This window comes from Enterobacter sp. CP102 (assembly GCF_025152625.1).
GTDB classification, from domain to species: domain Bacteria; phylum Pseudomonadota; class Gammaproteobacteria; order Enterobacterales; family Enterobacteriaceae; genus Enterobacter; species Enterobacter soli.
In genome coordinates, this window is the sequence record NZ_CP104014.1 from 3270018 (window position 1) to 3287645 (window position 17628).

The window sequence follows — 17628 nt, forward strand, 5'->3', positions numbered from 1 at the left end:
GCGCCACCGGGCGAAAAACGATGACTTAGCGTTTAGCCTGCTGGAACAGATTGTCCCACATCCCCAACACTAAGGTCTGGTCACGCGGGGAGAGTTCACCGGCCTGAATCGCTTTCTCCAGGCTACGGGTTACTTCCTGGTGCACAGCTTCAGCAGAGTGATCGTCCCCTGCTTCCAGCTCAGCAACCGCCAGCGTCAGGTGACCACGCAGATAACCGCTGGCGAACAGCTCATCATCACTGGCGTGTTCCACCATGTCATCAATTAACGCCAGAATGCGTGATTCAAATTCTGCGATCATCTTATTTCCTCAGTTAAAGATCTTCCGGCCACGGGAAGCATTCCGCCGTCATCTCCGGCGTGTGGTAATAATTCTGTAAAGCCCTGATCAGGGTCGCCGGACGTGCCGGGATCCCTTTTTCAAGATATTCCATCACCTGCGCATGAACGCGGCGCTGGAAGACAATACGGTCAGGCTCGAAGTCGCCTTCGAGGTTGTCACAGCTGACGTTAAACGGGAATCCTGCCGCTACACACAGCAACCATTCCAGTGCCTGCGGTTTCACTTCTACATCTTCAAACTGCCCCTGCGTCGCGGCGTCGCGTCCGTCCGGGCAGTACCAGTAGCCGAAGTCCACCAGCTCACGACGCGCTTTCCCCGCAATACACCAGTGCGAGATCTCGTGCATCCCGCTGGCATAAAAGCCGTGCGCAAACACAATGCGGTTGTACGGAACCTCTGCATCAGCAGGAAGATAGATCGGTTCGTCGTCGCCTTTAATCAGACGGGTATTAAATTCAGCGGCAAAACAGCCGTCAAAAATCTCAATCAGCTGTTCGTAATTATGCTTACTGTCCATTAGTTCATCCCCAACCAGTGGAGGATCTCCTGTCCATGGCTATCATAAAGAAGCTTGGCACTCATCACCGCCGACACCACAACAATCATCGGACGGATCAGCTTCTGCCCTTTGCTTAACACCAGACGCGAGCCTGCGCGCGCGCCCAAAAATTGCCCCGCCATCATCACAAACCCGGTTGCCCAGATAACCTTTCCGCCAATGATAAACAGCAACAAGCCGCCTACGTTGGAGGTCGCATTAAGCACTTTGGCATGAGCGGTGGATTTGGCGAGGTTAAACCCCGCCAGCGTCACAAACGCCAGCGCGTAAAACGAGCCTGCGCCTGGCCCGAAGAAGCCATCGTAAAAACCGACGCAGCCACCGGCAATCAGGGCAAACGGCAGGCCGTGCAGACGACGCTGACGGTCTTCTTCACCGAGTTTTGGCATCAGCAAAAAGTACAGACCAATACAGATAACCAGGATGGGCAGGATCTGGCGCAGAATGTCGGACTGCACGTGCTGAACCAGCAGCGCGCCAGACGTAGAGCCGATAAAGGTCATCAGGATATTCAGTTTCTGATCGGCAAGATTAACCACCTTGCGGCGGATAAAATAGAGCGATGCAGACAGAGAGCCGCCGCAGGCCTGGAGCTTATTGGTTGCCAGTGCCTGTGCAGGGTTCATGCCTGCGGCCAGCAGGGCCGGGACCGTCAGTAAACCGCCCCCACCCGCCAGCGCATCGATAAACCCGGCGAGCATCGCAACAAAAAAGAGCACCGCCAGCAGCAGCGGTGACACCATAAACAGATCGACGAAATTATCCATTAAAGTACATGCTCATCCAGTAGCGCCTGACAGGAAGGCGGCAACGGAGGCGGTGTCTTCTTCTCAGGCTTAGAGGTTCCAGGTTTTGCAGGTTCAAACCAGCTTTGCAGTTCCGCGCCACAGCCATCGCCTGGCGGCGGTAACGGCTGATCTTCGCATTCAAGACTGTTTGCCGGGCAACGCAGACGGACGTGCATATGCGCACGATGCTGGAACCACGGGCGCACTTTGCGCAGCCAGTCACGATCGGTGCCGGCATCCAGGCAGAGCTGTTGCTTAATGGCCGGGTTTACAAAAATCCGCGTGACGTCGTTATCTTTCGCCGCCAGCTTAATCATGCTGGAGACATCCTGTGACCAAAGCGAGGGCACCACGTTTTTACCGCTGCTCGCGACCAGATCCAGCGCCTGCGGTTTCAGCAGTTGTGCGGAGCTCCAGCGCGCTTTCGGCAGTTGCAGGAAGATATCGACATCCAGTCCGGTCTGGTGGCTGGCGTGTCCACCGTTGAAGCGGCCACCGGCAGGCATTCCCATATCGCCGATGAGCATGGTTCCCAGCCCCAGATTGTGCACCTGGTTGCCCAGACGCTGAATAAACAGCACCAGGTCCGGGTGGCCAAAATAGCGGCGCTGGTCAGTACGCATCACCTGATAGGTGTCTGATTGCAGCGGCAACTCTTGTGCGCCAACAATACAACCGTTCGAAAACGCACCGATAGACTGTGCACTTCCCGCCACCGGATGGGTGATTTTTTGCCACGGCGTGGCGGCCAGACTGGCTCCACTGGCGAGTAACGCCAGCAGAGCAATTGCGGTTTTTTTCATGTTTACCAGCGTGGAATGGTGGTCGTCACATCCGCATTCTGCGCGCGCTGGCGCAGGAAGTGATCCATCAGCACGATCGCCAGCATCGCTTCAGCGATCGGCACTGCGCGGATCCCCACGCACGGATCGTGACGGCCTTTGGTGATCATCTCGACTTCTTCACCAGAGCGGTTAATCGTATGCCCCGGAACGGTAATGCTGGAGGTCGGTTTCAGCGCGATGTTGGCGACAATCTGTTGCCCGCTGCTGATCCCGCCGAGAATACCGCCCGCGTGATTGCTCTGGAAACCGTCTTTCGTAATTTCGTCGCGGTTCTGGCTGCCACGCAGGGCTACCACGCCAAAACCGTCGCCAATCTCAACGCCTTTCACCGCATTGATGCTCATCATTGCGTGAGCGATATCAGCGTCAAGACGGTCAAAGACCGGCTCGCCCCAGCCTGCGGGAACACCATCAGCCACGACGGTCACTTTGGCACCGATGGAGTCGCCCTCTTTTTTCAGGCCACGCATCAGTTCGTCCAGAGCTTCCAGCTTATCGGCATCGGCGCAGAAGAATGGGTTTTGTTCAACCTGCTCCCAGTCTTTGATCGCCAGAGGAATGTCGCCCATCTGGGTCAGGCAACCGCGGATAACGACGCCAAATTTTTGTGCCAGGTATTTTTTCGCAATGGCGCCTGCGGCTACGCGCATCGCGGTTTCACGCGCGGAAGAACGACCGCCGCCGCGATAATCACGAAAACCGTATTTTTGCTCGTAGGTGTAGTCGGCGTGGCCCGGACGGAATACGTCTTTGATGGCGCCGTAGTCCTGGGAACGCTGATCGGTGTTTTCAATCAGCAAGCCAATGCTGGTGCCGGTGGTACGGCCTTCAAACACGCCAGAAAGAATTTTTACCTGGTCCGGCTCGCGACGCTGCGTGGTGTAGCGAGAGGTGCCCGGGCGACGACGGTCGAGGTCGTGCTGTAAATCGGCTTCGGTCAGTTCGATGCCCGGCGGTACGCCATCAACGATACAACCCAGTGCCAGCCCGTGCGACTCACCAAAGGTGGTCACGCGGAATAATTGTCCAATACTGTTTCCTGCCATCACGGCTCCGATGTCGTTATTTGTGTTTGAGCGTTGTGAAACGGGCCGAAGCCCGCTGGATTAATCTTTATAGATGCTGAAGTGTTCGCGCGCGTCGAGCAGCTGCGCTTTGGTCAGCATAAAGACACCGTCACCACCGTTGTCGAACTCGAGCCAGGTGAACGGCACATCCGGGTACTGCTCTATCAGATGTACCATGCTGTTGCCCACTTCACAAATCAGAACGCCGTCGTCGGTCAGGTAATCCGGCGCACAGGCCAGAATGCGGCGGGTCAGCTTCAGGCCGTCAGAGCCTGATGCCAGGCCCAGCTCCGGCTCATGGCGATATTCGTTTGGCAGATCGGACATGTCTTCTGCATCGACGTACGGCGGATTGGTGACAATCAGATCGTACTGCAGCGCAGGCAGGTCACGGAACAGATCGGAGCGGATCGGCGTCACATGATGGATAAGCCCATGCTCTTCAATGTTGTGCTCGGTCACGGCCAGCGCATCGGTAGAGATATCCACGGCATCCACTTCCGCTTCCGGGAAGGCATAAGCGCAGGCAATAGCGATACAGCCGCTGCCGGTACACATGTCCAGAATATGCTGCGGCTGGTGATTAATCAGGCCATCAAAGTGGTTATTAATCAGCTCACCAATTGGCGAGCGCGGCACCAGAACACGTTCATCAACATAGAATTCGTGGCCGCAGAACCAGGCTTTGTTGGTCAGATAGGCAACCGGGATGCGTTCGTTAACGCGACGGATCACGCGCTCAACGATGCGATGCTTTTCGCTGGAGGTGAGGCGCGCGCTGCGCATGTCTTCAGGGATATCCAGCGGCAGATAGAGGGACGGCAGCACCAGCTGAACAGCCTCATCCCACGGGTTATCGGTACCGTGACCGTACCAGATATTCGCGGCGCTGAAGCGGCTAACCGACCAGCGCAACATGTCCTGTATGGTATGCAGCTCGTTTACTGCTTCATCGACAAATATTTTATCCACTCTTTCCTCCAGGGCACGCTCGCATAATTTTCGGCGGCTAGTTTGCCATGAAGACGGCGATAAATCAGCAATGACGCTTACTGCTTGAGGTTAAAAAATGCGTTTAGTCAGGTACACTATTGGAAATAAGAGATGAGACAGGCTAATGAAAAAGAAAACAACGCTCAGCCAGGAGGATCAGTCGCTCTTCCGTCAGCTCATGACCGGAACGCGTCAAATCAAGCAGGACACCATTGTCCAGCGCCCGATGCGCAAGAAAGTGACCGAAGTACCGGTTAAACGTTTATTGCAGGAACAGGCTGATAACAGCCACTATTTTTCGGACGAGTTTCAGCCGCTGCTGAATACCCAGGGCGCAGTGAAATATGTGCGTGAAGACGTTAGCCACTTTGAACTGAAAAAATTACGTCGGGGAGATTATTCACCGGAACTGTTTCTCGATCTGCACGGGTTAACCCAGATGCAGGCGAAACAAGAGCTGGGAGCATTAATTGCCGCGTGCCGTCGGGAGCATGTGTTTTGCGCCTGCGTGATGCACGGCCACGGTAAACATATCCTCAAGCAGCAAACGCCGTTATGGCTTGCCCAACACCCACACGTGATGGCATTTCATCAGGCACCAAAAGAGTACGGCGGAGACGCCGCATTACTGGTGTTGATTGAAGTGGAAGAGTGGCAGCCGCCGGAACTGCCCTGACAGACTGGCGGGTAGCCCCGCCAGAAAGCACGTCAGGTCAGATAGCTTTCGCCATCTTCAGATTGCACGGACTCATTTGCCAGTTAAAGACCCCTTTGCCCGTTTCGTCGAGGGTGACGTTAGCAATGGCAGAAGTCGTAAACATCGGTGGCGTTTCGCCCGGGCACAGTTCAGATACCAGATAGCCAACCAGAGGCAGGTGGGAAATGACCAGCGCAGAGGAGACGCCCTCATTGCACAGCGCCTGAAGATACGCGCTCACAAGGCCAACATCGCCGCACGGCGTAAGTTCTGGGAGAACATCAACGTTGGACGGCAGGATCATACACTCACCCACCACGTCCAGGGTCTGTTCTGCACGCAGGAACGGACTCACCAGAACACGTTCGATATCCACTTTTTGACCTTCAAGCCAGGTAGCCATTTGACGGGATTCGTCGCAGCCACAGAGAGTCAAAGGACGTACTGAGTCACTGGCGGCATCGAGTGCCGCGTCGCCGTGACGCATGATAAAAACTTGCATATTGCACCGCTTTTGTTAACCAGAATCACCAGCGCTGACTACCCGGGATGACGCTACAGAGGTAGAAAACCTGGTGGCCGGGCATTGTGCCTGATCCATTCGGTGAATGAAACGCTGTTTTTTACCTCAATGGCGTAAGTATAGTCAATCTCTGTTTACAAATTCGCCAAAACAGGTTCACTCAACTCAGGATTTACCCTTCTTTGACCTCAACTTACGAGGCCAGTTTCCCTTGCAGACCAAAAAGTTTGGCCGCGTTCTGCCATTTGCAATAATTCGTCACAGGGTGTAAACCGCGGACCATATTGCGTGGCAAGGCGTTGCAGAGTGGCAACCACTTCACCCGCTCCCAGTGTATCCATATAACGGAACGGGCCGCCAAGGAACGGCGGGAAACCGATACCAAAAACAGCACCTATGTCGCCATCTCGTGCGCTTTTGATTACCTGCTCGCCAAAGCAGCGCGCTGCTTCGTTAAGCATCATCATCACACAGCGTTCAGCACACTGAACCGCCGACAGTTTTCCCTGCCCGGTTGCTGAAATAAGCCCATAAACCGAAGGGTCGACCTGTTTCTTGCTTTTACGCCCTTTCTGCGCGTAAAGATAGAAACCGCGTTCATTTTTTCTGCCTTTGCGATCGTCCTTCAAAATTGCTGAAACAATGTTTGCAGGCGGGCTAAAACGATCTCCATATGCAGCTTCCAGCACAGGTATAATTTTAGTGCCGGTATCTATTCCTACCTCATCCAAAAGTTGGATTGGGCCAACCGGGAAACCAAACTTAACCAGCGCCTCGTCAACATGTTCGATCTTCTCCCCTTCCGTCAGTAGCCGCATCGCCTCATTTATGTAAGGCGCAAGAATACGGTTAACGTAGAAACCGGCTTTATCGGCCACCACAACCGGGGTCTTGCCCTGCATTTTGGCAAGCTTCACGACGGTGGCGATGGTCTGCGGGCTGGTCGTGGCGTGTGGAATCACTTCCACCAGCGGCATTTTTTCGACCGGGCTAAAGAAATGCAGGCCAATCACCTGTTCAGGGCGAGCAGCGTGCGCCGCAATATCACCAATCGGTAGCGACGAGGTGTTAGAGGCAAAAATGGTATGGGGTGCGCAATACTGCTCGACATCCGCCACCATCTTTTGCTTAAGCGCTAAATCTTCAAATACCGCCTCAATAACAAGGTCACGATGGGCAAAACCACTGTAGTTAGTCGCCCCCGAAATCAGTGCCAGCGTTTTGTCTCGCTCACTTGCCTTTATATGGCGGCGTTTGACCTTTTGATCAAGCTGCTGCCAGCTGTATTGCAGCGCATGATTAATCCCTTTCGGATTGATGTCTTTGATACGCACGGGCAATTTGCCCTTGCTGGCGGTCACAAAGGCGATACCACCGCCCATCAGCCCACCACCCAGCACGCCCACAGCGCGCAAAGATGCAGGCTCAGCGTCACTGCCAGGATCTTTTTTCACATCGGTGCTGGCAAAGAAGATGCTGCGCAATGCCTGAGACTGTGGCGTCATCGCCAGTTCACCGAAGGCTTTTGCCTCAGCGGCATATCCGCTGCTGCTGCCGTGCGCCAGACCGGTTTCAATCACTTCCAGAATGCGTGTGGTTGCCGGATAGTTGCCCTTCGTTTTTTGCGCTGTTTTCTTACCGACCATACTGAAAAGCAGCGCACGCCCAAGCGGACCCGCCAGGATACGCTCACGTACCGGCAGATGCCGTTTGGCCTGGCGCCCTTTAAGCGCCCGTTCAACAGCGGCTTCCAGCAATATCGAATGCGGCACAACCTCATCCACCAGACCCGTTTTCAGCGCCTGACGCGCGCGAAGCTGCTTGCCGGTTAAGATCATCTCCAGCGATGTACTCACGCCGACCAGGCGCGGCAAACGCTGCGTGCCACCCGATCCCGGTAACAGCCCAAGCTGCACTTCGGGTAAACCTAAAACAGTTTTCGCATCGTCGGTACATATCCGGCTGTGACAGGCCAGGGCAAGTTCCAGCCCGCCACCAAGACACGCCCCGTGAATAGCCGCAATCACCGGAACAGACAATGCGTGGATCTCGGCCATCACCTGCTGCCCCTGCCGCGCCAGCTCTTCGGCCTCCAGGGCATTATTCGCGCGGGCGATCATGTTGATATCCGCCCCGGCAATAAAGTTATCCGGCTTGGCCGAAATAAAGACCAGCCCACGAAGCTCTTTATTTTCGCGGATCTGCTTTAACATCGCCCGCACCTGAACACCGAACTCGGCCTTCAGGGTATTCATCTTTTCACCGGGGACATCAATCGTGACTACAGCGACGTTATCGGGGCGAATATTGAGCGTGAATGCCGATGTCATGTCCATTATTCTGCCTCCAGTACCATTGCCGCACCCAACCCACCCGCCGCACAGGCGGTAACTAGCCCAAATCCACCGCCGCGACGACGCAGTTCGTGTAATGTCTGGGTGATCATTCGTGCGCCCGTGGCGGCGAAAGGATGGCCGTAAGCAATAGAACCACCCAGCACGTTAAATTTGCTTTCGTCCACTTCGCCGGTGGCGTTTGTCCGACCCAGAACCTCGCGCGCAAATCTGTCGCTTGCCAGAAGCTGCACGTTCGCCAGGGTTTGTGCGGCAAAGGCTTCATGCATATCAATGAGCGTCAAATCCGCGAGCGTTAATCCGGCGCGCTCCAGTGCCAGCGGCGTAGACCAGGCCGGGCCTAACAGCATGTCCTGCCAGATATCAATGGCGGTGAACGCATAGCTGCGCAGATAGCCCAGGGGTTTTATGCCCAGCTCTCTGGCGCGAGATTCGGTCATCAGCATCACGGCGGCGGCACCATCCGTCAGTGGCGTGCTGTTGGCTGCGGTGACGGTGCCATGTTTGCGATCAAATGCCGGGCGGAGTTTCGCGTAATCCGCCAGCGTCGACGTGCCGCGAATATTGTTATCTTCCGCAAGCGGTTCGCGGTAAGGCGGGATATACGCGGTCATCACCTCGTCGGCCAGCTTGCCCTCAGACCAGGCTTTTGCGGCCAGTTGGTGTGAACGGTGGGCCAGTGCATCCTGCTGCTCACGCGTGATGCCGTAGGTTTTCGCCATCTGCTCGGCGGTATCGCCCATGCGCAGACCGGTCGAATACTCCGCCACGGCGGGCGGTACAGGCATCAGATCGCGTAAACGCAGGCGCGAGAAGAGTTTGAGGCGCTGCCCGGTAGTACGGGCTTTATTGACGTCTACCAGAATGCGGGCCAGCTTTTTACTAACTCCGATCGGCAGTACGGAAGAGGAGTCGGCACCGCCGGCAATGCCAGCACGGATAGTACCGGCCATCAGGCTTTCTGCCACGTTAGCGACCGCCTGGAAACTGGTGGCGCACGCACGGCTCACGCTATAAGCATCGGTATGCACATTCATGCCTGTCCCCAGGACAATTTCCCGCGCAATGTTGGGTGCTTCCGGCATCTGCACGACCTGGCCGAAAACCAGCTGTTCAATGACCTCAGGCGGTATTTCGCTGCGAGCCAGCATCTCCCCCACCACCATTTTTCCCAGATCGACCGCCGGGATGCCGTGAAACGCCGTTGCCTGACGCGCAAACGGCGTACGCAACCCGCTGACAATGGCGATGCGGTCACCTTGTCGGGTGATAAGCGGTAATGCCTGACTCATAACACTCCCCTGTAAAATTCATGCTCAACGCAAAGTGGTCTGACCTGATAACAGTCTTAACCATTTTTTTACATTCAGCCAATCGGGGAAACGAAAAAGTGCGAGCTAAAACACAGAGAAGAAAAAGAAAATGCCCCTGCATGGCAGAGGCATTTGTGCGGTATGTTACCGGGTGGCGGCGTTGCCTTACCCGACCTACGCGTTCGCAGGCCTGTGCAAGCAAAGTGCCGCCGGGCAAAAAGGATTAACGCAGGCCCAGCTGGAAGATCAGCGTTTCTGCTTCACAGGCGAACACAAAGTCGATATCCAGCTGCACGCCGCCTTCAACTTCTGTGAAGGTTGATTTGATGTCGCACGGTTCGGACTCAACATCGCGCGCACGCTTAGTCAGCGCAGCCAGGGTTTCTTCAGCGTCGGTACGGTTAGTGAACACACGGCTGTAGGAAGCGGTGCAATCGGTGTTGTCCATGATGGTACCAACATCCATACAGCAGCAAACCGGGGTTTCATCAGCACTGCATTTACTCATAGTAGCTTTCCTCTGTATTCGCGCCGGGCGCGAGATAAACACGTTGCCGATATTTTACGCCCCGATGACCGGGTGCTCCAGCCGTTAATGGCGCAAAATGGGATAAGTGACCAATATCACGCTTAAAAATGATCTAAGACAAAAATCACCCTTTCGGGTGAGCCGGGATGGTCACATTTTTGCCAACCAGATCCCGTTTCAAGAAACATATTGGAAAAACTTAATAAACAAACTTGCAACATTACATCTGGTCAGACCTATACTCACGCCACTGGTCTGATTTGTATGTCTTAACACAGACCCTACACTTCGCGCTCCTGTTACGGTATGTAACAATTTTTGCATAAAAATAACTCAATGAGGTTATGGTCATGAGCCAGAAAACCCTGTTCAAAAAAACTGCGTTAGCAGTTGCAGTGGCAATCGTCTCAACGTCCGCCTGGTCAGCGGGCTTCCAGCTTAACGAATTTTCTTCCTCTGGCCTTGGCCGTGCGTATTCCGGGGAAGGTGCAATCGCTGATGATGCAGGTAACGCGAGTCGTAACCCTGCACTTATCACGATGTTTGATCGTCCTACCTTCTCTATCGGTGCGGTTTACATCGACCCTGATGTTAACGTCACCGGCAAATCCAGCTTAACCGGACAAAGTGCCAACCAGGACAACATTGCGCCAACAGCCTGGGTTCCTAACATGCACTTTGTTATGCCAATCAACGATCAGTTCGGTTGGGGTGCATCTGTAACCTCCAACTATGGTCTGGCAACAGAATTTGGCGAAAACTACGGTGCCGGTATTTATGGCGGTAAAACCGACCTGCAAACCGTTAACCTGAACCTGAGCGGTGCCTACCGTCTGGATAGCAACTGGAGCTTCGGTTTAGGCGTAGATGCCGTTTACGCAAAAGCGAAGATCGAGCGTTATGCCGGCTCTCTGGGCCCACTTCTGGCAGGGCAGCTCAATGGCAGAGTTCCTCCTTCTTATCTGGACGGGATCAGCTCCCCGGATGACCAGATCGCCCACCTGAAAGGTGACGAGTGGGGCTTCGGCTGGAACGCGGGTATCCTGTATGAACTGGATAAAAACAACCGTTGGGGTCTGACCTACCGTTCGGAAGTGAAAATTGACTTCGACGGCGACTACAAAAGCTCCATCAACCCGAACCTGAGCACCATTCTGGGTAATATGGGTCTGACGGGCCTTCCGGCGGGTACCGGCGGGCGAACCGAGAACGGTTCTCTGTCACTGCATCTGCCAGAAATGTGGGAAATCTCCGGTTATAACCGTGTAGCACCACAGTGGGCTATCCACTATAGCCTGACCTACACCAGCTGGAGCCAGTTCCAGGAGCTGAAAGCCACCGGTGATAACGGCCAGACGCTGTTCTATAAAGATGAAAGCTTCAAAGATGCTTATCGTATCGCGCTGGGTACAACCTACTACTACGATAAGAACTGGACTTTCCGTACCGGTATCGCATTTGATGATAGCCCGGTTCCGGCCGACAAGCGTTCTATCTCTATCCCGGATCAGGACCGTCTGTGGCTGAGCGCCGGTGCGACTTACGCATTTAACGATGACGCGTCCATCGACGTTGGCGCATCTTATATGCACGGTCAGAACGTGAACTTCACCGAAGGTGAAGGCGCGGCGGCTTACACCTTCCACTCAGAAGGTAAAGCCTGGCTGTTCGGTACCAACTTCAACTACAAGTTCTAATCGCACAGAGATCAAAAAAGGTGAGCATTGCTCACCTTTTTTATTTACTGCGAATCGATATCTTTTAATTCGTTTTCGATTGCCTTCGCGTTTGGATTCTCTTCCGGTTTCAGCTTGCCGCCATTGGCAATAAAATCGTGATTCTGGAAGTACGCTTCACGCACCATGATGTACGGATCGGAGGACTGGCGCAGCAGACCGTCGGAATCCAGCAACTGAGCACGCGTTTCAATCCCTTCCAGCGTCCATTTCCCTACCGACAGCGGCCAGGTCAGCCAGGACAGCACCGGATACAGCGTATCGACCATATCGCCGCCATCATCACGCACAGTAAAGCTGCCGTAGAATGGTAACTGCACATACGGACCGTAACCCACGCCATAGCTGCCCAGCGTACTACCAAAGCGGTGCGGTTGTTCACGTTGCAGTTTCTGGTTCGCCATACCTGCAACATCAATAAAGCCGCCCATACCCAACAGGGTGTTCAGGAAGAAGCGGGTGAAGTGCACCATACCCTGGTACGGATCGCCTTGCAGGAAGTAGTTCACCATCACCGCAGGCTCTTCCAGGTTACTGGTGAAGTTGCTCAACCCGTTTCGGGCAGGCTGTGGAACATAATCGCGCCACGCAACCGCCACCGGACGAACCACATAGGGATCCAGCACGTTGTAGTTGAAGTTGTACATGGTGCGGTTAAACCCTTCTAAAGGATCAGAGCGCCCAGTTTGCTCGCCCGAGCTTGCACAGCCCACAAGCAACGTAGTGCCCAGCGCAAGCGCCGACAGCCGAAGTTTCATAAATATCTCCCTGTTCAGTATGGCTATCGTTGATTGCCATCCGTAACGGAGCGTCTGACGCCCCGTCTGTAAACGTGCAAGTGATTGTAACAGCACGCTTACCGATGTCCACGCACACAATTACGGGCAGTAATCACCGTCACTCTAATCTCAGCATAGCCTGGCTTTTTGATTTCGTTTCGCTGGCAATTTTATATTGGCTTTGAAAGAGATGTATCACCTTTGTTGCCATTGTCAGGAATTTAAGAGCATCCCCACAGGTAAACCATAAAAAATCGCTACCCTTAACAGAAAGATTCTTATCCGGAGCGGCTATGAAAGAGATTGGCGAAGAAAAAATCGGTGAGCAGAATGGCGACCATGAAGTCGAGAGTGAGGAAAAGCGTCGCGGTGAGAAGATAGAAGTCGATGAAGACCGTCTGCCTTCCCGGGCGATGGCCATCCACGAACATATTCGCCAGGACGGGGAAAAAGAGCTGGAGCGGGATGCCATGGCCCTGCTGTGGTCAGCCATCGCCGCAGGTTTATCGATGGGCGCATCGCTGCTGGCGAAAGGGATTTTTCATGTTCATCTGGCGGATGTGCCCGGCGGTTTTTTACTGGAAAACCTCGGGTACACGTTCGGCTTTGTAATCGTCATTATGGCGCGCCAGCAACTGTTTACGGAGAACACCGTTACGGCCGTGCTCCCGGTGATGCATAGCCCTACCTCCGGGAATGCCATCCTGCTGTTGCGCTTGTGGAGCGTGGTGTTACTGGGAAATCTTATCGGCACGGGTGTCGCGGCCTGGGCCTTTGAGTACATGCCAATTTTTGATGAAGCCACCCGGGATGCGTTTGTGAAAATCGGTATGGATATAATGAAAAACACCCCTGCTGAGATGTTTGCTAATGCGATTATCTCCGGCTGGATTATCGCCACAATGGTCTGGATGTTTCCCTCAGCGGGCAGTGCGAAAATTGTGGTGATTATCCTGATGACCTGGCTTATCGCGCTCGCAGACACCACGCACATTGTGGTGGGTAGCGTGGAAGTTCTTTATCTGGTCTTTAGCGGCACGCTGCACTGGAGCCATTTTTTATGGCCTTTCGCCCTCCCGACGCTGGCAGGCAATATCTGCGGTGGGACGTTTATTTTTGCCCTGCTGAGCCACGCGCAAATCCGCAATGACATGTCCAACAAGCGCAAAGCCGAGCTTAAGGCTCGGGAAGATAATGAAAAATCGGCAAAAAAAATGGACTGAATGGCGACTCTTTGAGCAGTCAGGCGGCGATGAGCTTAACGCAAAGTGTAAATAAGGCTATACTCGTGCCGCTTCGTCCCCTTAGTTAAACGGATATAACGAGCCCCTCCTAAGGGCTAGTTGCAGGTTCGATTCCTGCAGGGGACACTTCTGCTTCCCGTCCAAACATCCTTCCCCCGTCACGGTGCTTTCCACAACTCCACACAATTTCGCCCGCGTCGTTTTGCGCCGTACAGCGCTTCATCCGCCGCCTGAATCAGGCGTTCGTAATCAGGATGTCCATTGAACATCGCCGCGCCAATGGAAAGAGAAAGCGGGATCGGCTCACCCGTGGGCGCGTTTACCTTAATTTTCTCCACGCGCCGGCGGATCCGCTCGGCAATGCGTAGCGTATCAGCCTCGGTTATTTCGGTCAGCACAATGAGGAACTCGTCGCCGCCATAGCGAAAAACGTAATCGCAGGTGCGGACATTATCGTAAAACGCTCCCGCCACTTTGCGCAGTATCTCATCCCCCGTGTTGTGTCCCCAGGTATCATTGATCTGCTTGAACTTATCAACATCGATAAGCAGCGTAGAGAGCGGCGTACCGGCGCGGCTGGCGTGAATCACTTCGCGTTTAAAAATGGTTGGCAGGAAACGTCTGTTCAGCAGTCGCGTCAGAACGTCCATCCCCACTTCGTGGCGCGATACTTCGTCAAACAGCTCGCGCAGCAGCGTAACAATCTGAGAAAGAGTTTCCCGGGTTTGCTGCAAGAATTTGATTCGGCGAGACTTATTATTGAGCGCCTGTTCCGACTGGCGGATTTCATAGAATGTCTGGTCAAACTCCTGGATCAGGCGGGAGATATGGCCCGCCTCAGCAATTCCGCTGAAGTAATGGCGTCCTTTGTGGTTAAACCAAAGCCCGAAGTCAGACCGCCCGAGTGGTCGGCTGTTGCCCATACTGGAATCCAGCATCACTTTATAAAGAAGAGTCATCTCCCAGGTCAACAGTGCGGCGGTCTGGCGTTCTTTCTCTTCTTCAGCATTCTCCATCAACGAGAATATCCGGTAGTTTTCGTCCTCTTTCGCAGCGCTGTTCTCACTGAAAACATAGGCACGTGACATCACCTCCATCGCCAGATCGATGCTGTTGATGGCGTAATGGTAAATGCCCAGCTTCAATTCAGATGAATGCGGGCTGCTGTTAATCACCGGCAACAGCAGCTTTTTCAGTACCCGAAACCCCATCTCAACCAGATCAACAGAAATACCAATACGGGCATGAACATCGGCCGCGCGCTGCTGCGCTCGCATCTGCTCCTCAACTTGCTCTGTCGTGCAGGAGAGAACATCAATAAGCCAACGGCGAAGTGCTTCACGCAGCTGTTTTTCCACTTGCTCTGTGGTTAAAAACTCAGCGACGTTAGGATCTGCCAGAACAATGCTATAGAACTCCCTGCTCAGTATTAACGCGTGTTCACTGGCTATGTCCGTTGCAAGCTGATGCACCCGAGGGTCAGTGTCATTAATAAGCTGGATCCACTCGTCCCTCACTGTTTGCAGATAAGTTTCCATATTTCTGGCCTCTCAGGGTAAGTCGTGACCGAAATCCGGTATCGCAGTAGCGCTCAGGTTTGTTTTGATTATTAGACAGGAATGCCTTCCCCACCAATATCGCCTTCACTTACACTCTTCAGCACTTTCCAGAAACCGTTACTGAACTCACCTCAGGCGACTTAAATGAAACAAATCACCGTCAGCGATTTGAAGCAACAAAGTGAAGCGGCTGCAAACTCCCCCCGCTTACGTGCCCACCGCAATTTTCATCCGGAGCTGAGCGACCCCGTACAGCGTCTGGCCATTGCGATGGAGCCAGGCACTTACGTGCGTCCTCATCGTCACCCGCATACCTTTGAGCTGCTCATCCCACTCAGCGGACGGTTTGTGGTATTGAATTTTGACGACAATGGAAACGTGACGCGCCGCGTTGTGTTAGGCGAAGAGTGTATGGCGCTGGAGATGGATGCCGGAACCTGGCACGCAGTGCTCTCGCTGGATAATGGCGGAGTGATCTTTGAAGTTAAACACGGTGGCTATCAGCCGGTTGCCGCTGAAGATTTCGCCGCCTGGGCACCCGCAGAAGGCGAAGCCGGAACCGCGGAACTGATGGAATGGTATAAACACGTACAACCCGGTGAACGCGCGTTTAACCAATAATCCCGCAACAATAAATAGCCCGCATGAATCTGAAATTTATGTTACTGCGGGCTATCTTATGAACAAAAAATGCGCCCCATGCCCAGCTAAATCAAGCACGTCCAGAATTGCCGCTTTTTTAATCAAAAACGAGTAATAGCACATATCGTATAACGGTGCTACATTACGCCGCCAGCCAACATCGGCAGTGGACAGGTGACGCCGTAAAGATCGGTAAAGCCTGCAACCATCACCTCAATATATGGTCTTATCGGCACGACGTATCGCGATGTCTGCGCTACCTTTACTGGCTTCACATAGGTTTCACTATTTTGTCTCAATCCAAATTTGAACGCGCGTTTTTACATCCGCGTTACTGGTTTACCTGGTTTGGTCTTGGCGTCCTCTGGCTGTTGGTTCAACTTCCTTATCCTGTACTTCGTTTACTGGGTTCGAAACTGGGCAGCGCATCACGTCACTTCCTTAAGCGTCGTGAATCTATCGCCCGCAAGAATATTGAGCTTTGCTTCCCTCAGTACAATGAGCACGAACGCGAAAAACTCATTTCCGAAAACTTCAAATCCATTGGGATGGCGTTGCTTGAAACGGGTATGGCCTGGTTCTGGCCCGACGAGCGTGTCCGCAAATGGTTTGACGTTGAAGGTCTGGAAAACCTGAAACGCGCACAGGCGCAGAACCGTGGCGTAATGGTGGTGGGTGTACACTTTATGTCGCTGGAGCTGGGTGGCCGCGTGATGGGTCTTTGCCAGCCAATGATGGCAACCTACCGTCCGCACAACAACGCGCTGATGGAGTGGGTACAAACTCGCGGTCGTATGCGTTCCAATAAAGCGATGATCAGCCGTAATAACCTGCGTGGCATGGTGGGGGCACTGAAGAAAGGCGAAGCCGTCTGGTTTGCCCCCGATCAGGATTACGGGCGTAAAGGCAGCAGCTTTGCTCCATTCTTTGCGGTTAAAAACGTTGCGACCACCAACGGTACATTCGTGATTTCACGTCTGTCAGGCTCTGCCATGTTGACCGTGACGATGGTGAGAAAAGCGGATAAGTCGGGCTATCGTCTACACATTTCCCCGGAAATGGCTAACTACCCGGAAAATGAATGCGAAGCCGCCGTGTTTATCAACAAAGTGATCGAAAAAGAGATCATGCGTGCACCTGAGCAATATCTGTGGATGCACCGCCGCTTTAAAACCCGCCCGCTTGGCGAATCCTCGCTCTATATCTAAGCCTTTTTGAAGGTTAGTTTCGCTAAGAAACTAACCTTTTCAATCACCTGTAATTACGCTGAGTAACTGTTTTTTTCCTACGTCGCTCAACGGGAATTTATTGCGTGTTGAAATCAAACTGTCGCCGTTCCACGACACTCGTAAGTATCGGAAATTATTTAAAAAAATCCCTCTTGTCACCCCCCATATTTAGGCGTACATTAGCGCCGTCTGGCAACAGGAAAGCACAGAATTCTGAGCTGAAGTTAGCGGCTTTGTGAGCAGCCCCATTTCAGTTCTCTAACATCAGGTGGACTCTGTTTTTCAATGCGTACCATAAGATACGCGGAGCGATGAAACGTGAAATATTTCTTTATGGGCATTTCGGTGATTGTTTTAGTCTGGGCCGGAACCTTTGCTCTCATGATCTAGCAAAGTGAATGCAGTCAAAAAAAACAGGAGCCATTGGC

The 17628-nt window shown here is 53.5% G+C and carries 18 protein-coding genes and 1 tRNA gene; 7 read left to right on the top strand and 12 right to left on the bottom strand.

The genetic code is table 11. The features are described 5' to 3' along the window. Positions 1-25: 25 nt before the first annotated feature. From N1249_RS15400 to prmB, 6 genes are read right to left on the bottom strand one after another with little or no spacing between them, the layout of a single operon-like run. Positions 26-301 (bottom strand): YfcL family protein, encoded by a 276-nt coding sequence (locus N1249_RS15400; protein WP_259830764.1) that lies wholly within the window; start codon positions 299-301, stop codon positions 26-28. Between the two features lie 13 nt (positions 302-314). Beyond that, positions 315-860: an elongation factor P hydroxylase gene (locus N1249_RS15405; protein WP_259830766.1), complete on the bottom strand. Its 546-nt coding sequence runs from the start codon at positions 858-860 to the stop codon at positions 315-317. Next, on the bottom strand, positions 860-1669 hold the full coding sequence (locus tag N1249_RS15410; RefSeq protein ID WP_259830768.1) for a sulfite exporter TauE/SafE family protein: 810 nt from the start codon (positions 1667-1669) through the stop codon (positions 860-862). The genes N1249_RS15405 and N1249_RS15410 overlap by 1 nt, the downstream gene beginning before the upstream one ends. Continuing rightward, entirely contained in the window at positions 1669-2493 is an 825-nt protein-coding gene (gene mepA, locus N1249_RS15415) for a penicillin-insensitive murein endopeptidase (RefSeq protein ID WP_014071152.1), read from the bottom strand. The genes N1249_RS15410 and mepA overlap by 1 nt, the downstream gene beginning before the upstream one ends. Before the next feature lie 2 nt (positions 2494-2495). Beyond that, complete coding sequence (aroC, locus tag N1249_RS15420; protein ID WP_014071153.1) at positions 2496-3581, bottom strand: chorismate synthase; 1086 nt, start codon at positions 3579-3581, stop codon at positions 2496-2498. Positions 3582-3641: 60 nt separating this feature from the next. Then, positions 3642-4574, bottom strand: a complete 933-nt coding sequence (gene prmB / locus N1249_RS15425; protein ID WP_041162095.1) for a 50S ribosomal protein L3 N(5)-glutamine methyltransferase — start codon at positions 4572-4574, stop codon at positions 3642-3644. A 145-nt stretch (positions 4575-4719) separates the two neighbouring features. On the opposite strand from prmB, the gene smrB reads away from it, so the two are divergent. Then, positions 4720-5271 (top strand): endonuclease SmrB, encoded by a 552-nt coding sequence (smrB, locus tag N1249_RS15430; RefSeq protein ID WP_014071154.1) that lies wholly within the window; start codon positions 4720-4722, stop codon positions 5269-5271. 37 nt (positions 5272-5308) lie between these two features. On the opposite strand, the gene sixA is transcribed toward smrB, so the two are convergent. The 4 genes from sixA to N1249_RS15450 all read right to left on the bottom strand — a co-directional run bounded on the left by sixA (position 5309) and on the right by N1249_RS15450 (position 9990). Next, positions 5309-5794 carry a phosphohistidine phosphatase SixA gene (gene sixA / locus N1249_RS15435; protein ID WP_259830788.1) on the bottom strand — a complete coding sequence of 162 codons (486 nt, stop codon included), beginning with the start codon at positions 5792-5794 and terminating at the stop codon, positions 5309-5311. Positions 5795-6003: 209 nt separating this feature from the next. Further along, the gene (fadJ, locus tag N1249_RS15440; RefSeq protein WP_259830791.1) at positions 6004-8151 is read right to left on the bottom strand and encodes a fatty acid oxidation complex subunit alpha FadJ; all 2148 of its coding nucleotides are present in this window, start codon (positions 8149-8151) and stop codon (positions 6004-6006) included. Next, on the bottom strand, positions 8151-9461 hold the full coding sequence (gene fadI / locus N1249_RS15445; protein ID WP_259830792.1) for an acetyl-CoA C-acyltransferase FadI: 1311 nt from the start codon (positions 9459-9461) through the stop codon (positions 8151-8153). Before fadI ends, fadJ begins: the two co-directional genes overlap by 1 nt. A 244-nt stretch (positions 9462-9705) precedes the next feature. Then, positions 9706-9990: a YfcZ/YiiS family protein gene (locus N1249_RS15450; RefSeq protein WP_014071158.1), complete on the bottom strand. Its 285-nt coding sequence runs from the start codon at positions 9988-9990 to the stop codon at positions 9706-9708. A gap of 371 nt (positions 9991-10361) precedes the next feature. Between N1249_RS15450 and fadL the strand changes: the two genes are divergently transcribed. After that, positions 10362-11708 (top strand): long-chain fatty acid transporter FadL, encoded by a 1347-nt coding sequence (fadL, locus tag N1249_RS15455; protein ID WP_259830795.1) that lies wholly within the window; start codon positions 10362-10364, stop codon positions 11706-11708. Positions 11709-11752: 44 nt separating this feature from the next. Here the strand turns inward: fadL and mlaA are convergent, their stop codons facing one another. After that, positions 11753-12505 (bottom strand): phospholipid-binding lipoprotein MlaA, encoded by a 753-nt coding sequence (gene mlaA / locus N1249_RS15460; protein ID WP_259830797.1) that lies wholly within the window; start codon positions 12503-12505, stop codon positions 11753-11755. A 314-nt stretch (positions 12506-12819) separates the two neighbouring features. Between mlaA and N1249_RS15465 the strand changes: the two genes are divergently transcribed. Both N1249_RS15465 and N1249_RS15470 read left to right on the top strand, forming a co-directional pair. Beyond that, complete coding sequence (locus N1249_RS15465) at positions 12820-13749, top strand: formate/nitrite transporter family protein (protein ID WP_259830799.1); 930 nt, start codon at positions 12820-12822, stop codon at positions 13747-13749. Between the two features lie 75 nt (positions 13750-13824). Next, a tRNA-Arg gene (locus N1249_RS15470) sits at positions 13825-13896 on the top strand. A 32-nt stretch (positions 13897-13928) separates the two neighbouring features. On the opposite strand, the gene N1249_RS15475 is transcribed toward N1249_RS15470, so the two are convergent. After that, entirely contained in the window at positions 13929-15308 is a 1380-nt protein-coding gene (locus N1249_RS15475; protein ID WP_259830801.1) for a diguanylate cyclase, read from the bottom strand. Between the two features lie 165 nt (positions 15309-15473). Here N1249_RS15475 and N1249_RS15480 point away from each other — a divergent pair, with 165 nt between their 5' ends. The 3 genes from N1249_RS15480 (at position 15474) to ypdK (ending at position 17590) form a co-directional block, all read left to right on the top strand. Beyond that, on the top strand, positions 15474-15950 hold the full coding sequence (locus tag N1249_RS15480) for a WbuC family cupin fold metalloprotein (RefSeq protein ID WP_259830803.1): 477 nt from the start codon (positions 15474-15476) through the stop codon (positions 15948-15950). Positions 15951-16258: 308 nt separating this feature from the next. Then, on the top strand, positions 16259-17179 hold the full coding sequence (gene lpxP / locus N1249_RS15485) for a kdo(2)-lipid IV(A) palmitoleoyltransferase (protein WP_259838138.1): 921 nt from the start codon (positions 16259-16261) through the stop codon (positions 17177-17179). A 339-nt stretch (positions 17180-17518) separates the two neighbouring features. Then, a complete protein-coding gene (ypdK, locus tag N1249_RS15490; protein ID WP_099458937.1) occupies positions 17519-17590 on the top strand; it encodes a membrane protein YpdK in 72 nt (23 codons plus the stop codon). Positions 17591-17628: the final 38 nt, after the last annotated feature.

Bases quoted from the DNA above. Each gene is read 5' to 3' on its own strand.
- N1249_RS15480 (WP_259830803.1), top strand. From the start codon at position 15,474: ATGAAACAAATCACCGTCAGCGATTTGAAGCAACAAAGTGAAGCGGCT.
- smrB (WP_014071154.1), top strand. From the start codon at position 4,720: ATGAAAAAGAAAACAACGCTCAGCCAGGAGGATCAGTCGCTCTTCCGT.
- mlaA (WP_259830797.1), bottom strand. From the start codon at position 12,505: ATGAAACTTCGGCTGTCGGCGCTTGCGCTGGGCACTACGTTGCTTGTG.
- fadJ (WP_259830791.1), bottom strand. From the start codon at position 8,151: ATGGACATGACATCGGCATTCACGCTCAATATTCGCCCCGATAACGTC.
- N1249_RS15405 (WP_259830766.1), bottom strand. From the start codon at position 860: ATGGACAGTAAGCATAATTACGAACAGCTGATTGAGATTTTTGACGGC.
- N1249_RS15465 (WP_259830799.1), top strand. From the start codon at position 12,820: ATGAAAGAGATTGGCGAAGAAAAAATCGGTGAGCAGAATGGCGACCAT.
- aroC (WP_014071153.1), bottom strand. From the start codon at position 3,581: ATGGCAGGAAACAGTATTGGACAATTATTCCGCGTGACCACCTTTGGT.
- N1249_RS15450 (WP_014071158.1), bottom strand. From the start codon at position 9,990: ATGAGTAAATGCAGTGCTGATGAAACCCCGGTTTGCTGCTGTATGGAT.
- fadI (WP_259830792.1), bottom strand. From the start codon at position 9,461: ATGAGTCAGGCATTACCGCTTATCACCCGACAAGGTGACCGCATCGCC.
- N1249_RS15410 (WP_259830768.1), bottom strand. From the start codon at position 1,669: ATGGATAATTTCGTCGATCTGTTTATGGTGTCACCGCTGCTGCTGGCG.
- N1249_RS15400 (WP_259830764.1), bottom strand. From the start codon at position 301: ATGATCGCAGAATTTGAATCACGCATTCTGGCGTTAATTGATGACATG.
- mepA (WP_014071152.1), bottom strand. From the start codon at position 2,493: ATGAAAAAAACCGCAATTGCTCTGCTGGCGTTACTCGCCAGTGGAGCC.
- sixA (WP_259830788.1), bottom strand. From the start codon at position 5,794: ATGCAAGTTTTTATCATGCGTCACGGCGACGCGGCACTCGATGCCGCC.
- N1249_RS15475 (WP_259830801.1), bottom strand. From the start codon at position 15,308: ATGGAAACTTATCTGCAAACAGTGAGGGACGAGTGGATCCAGCTTATT.
- fadL (WP_259830795.1), top strand. From the start codon at position 10,362: ATGAGCCAGAAAACCCTGTTCAAAAAAACTGCGTTAGCAGTTGCAGTG.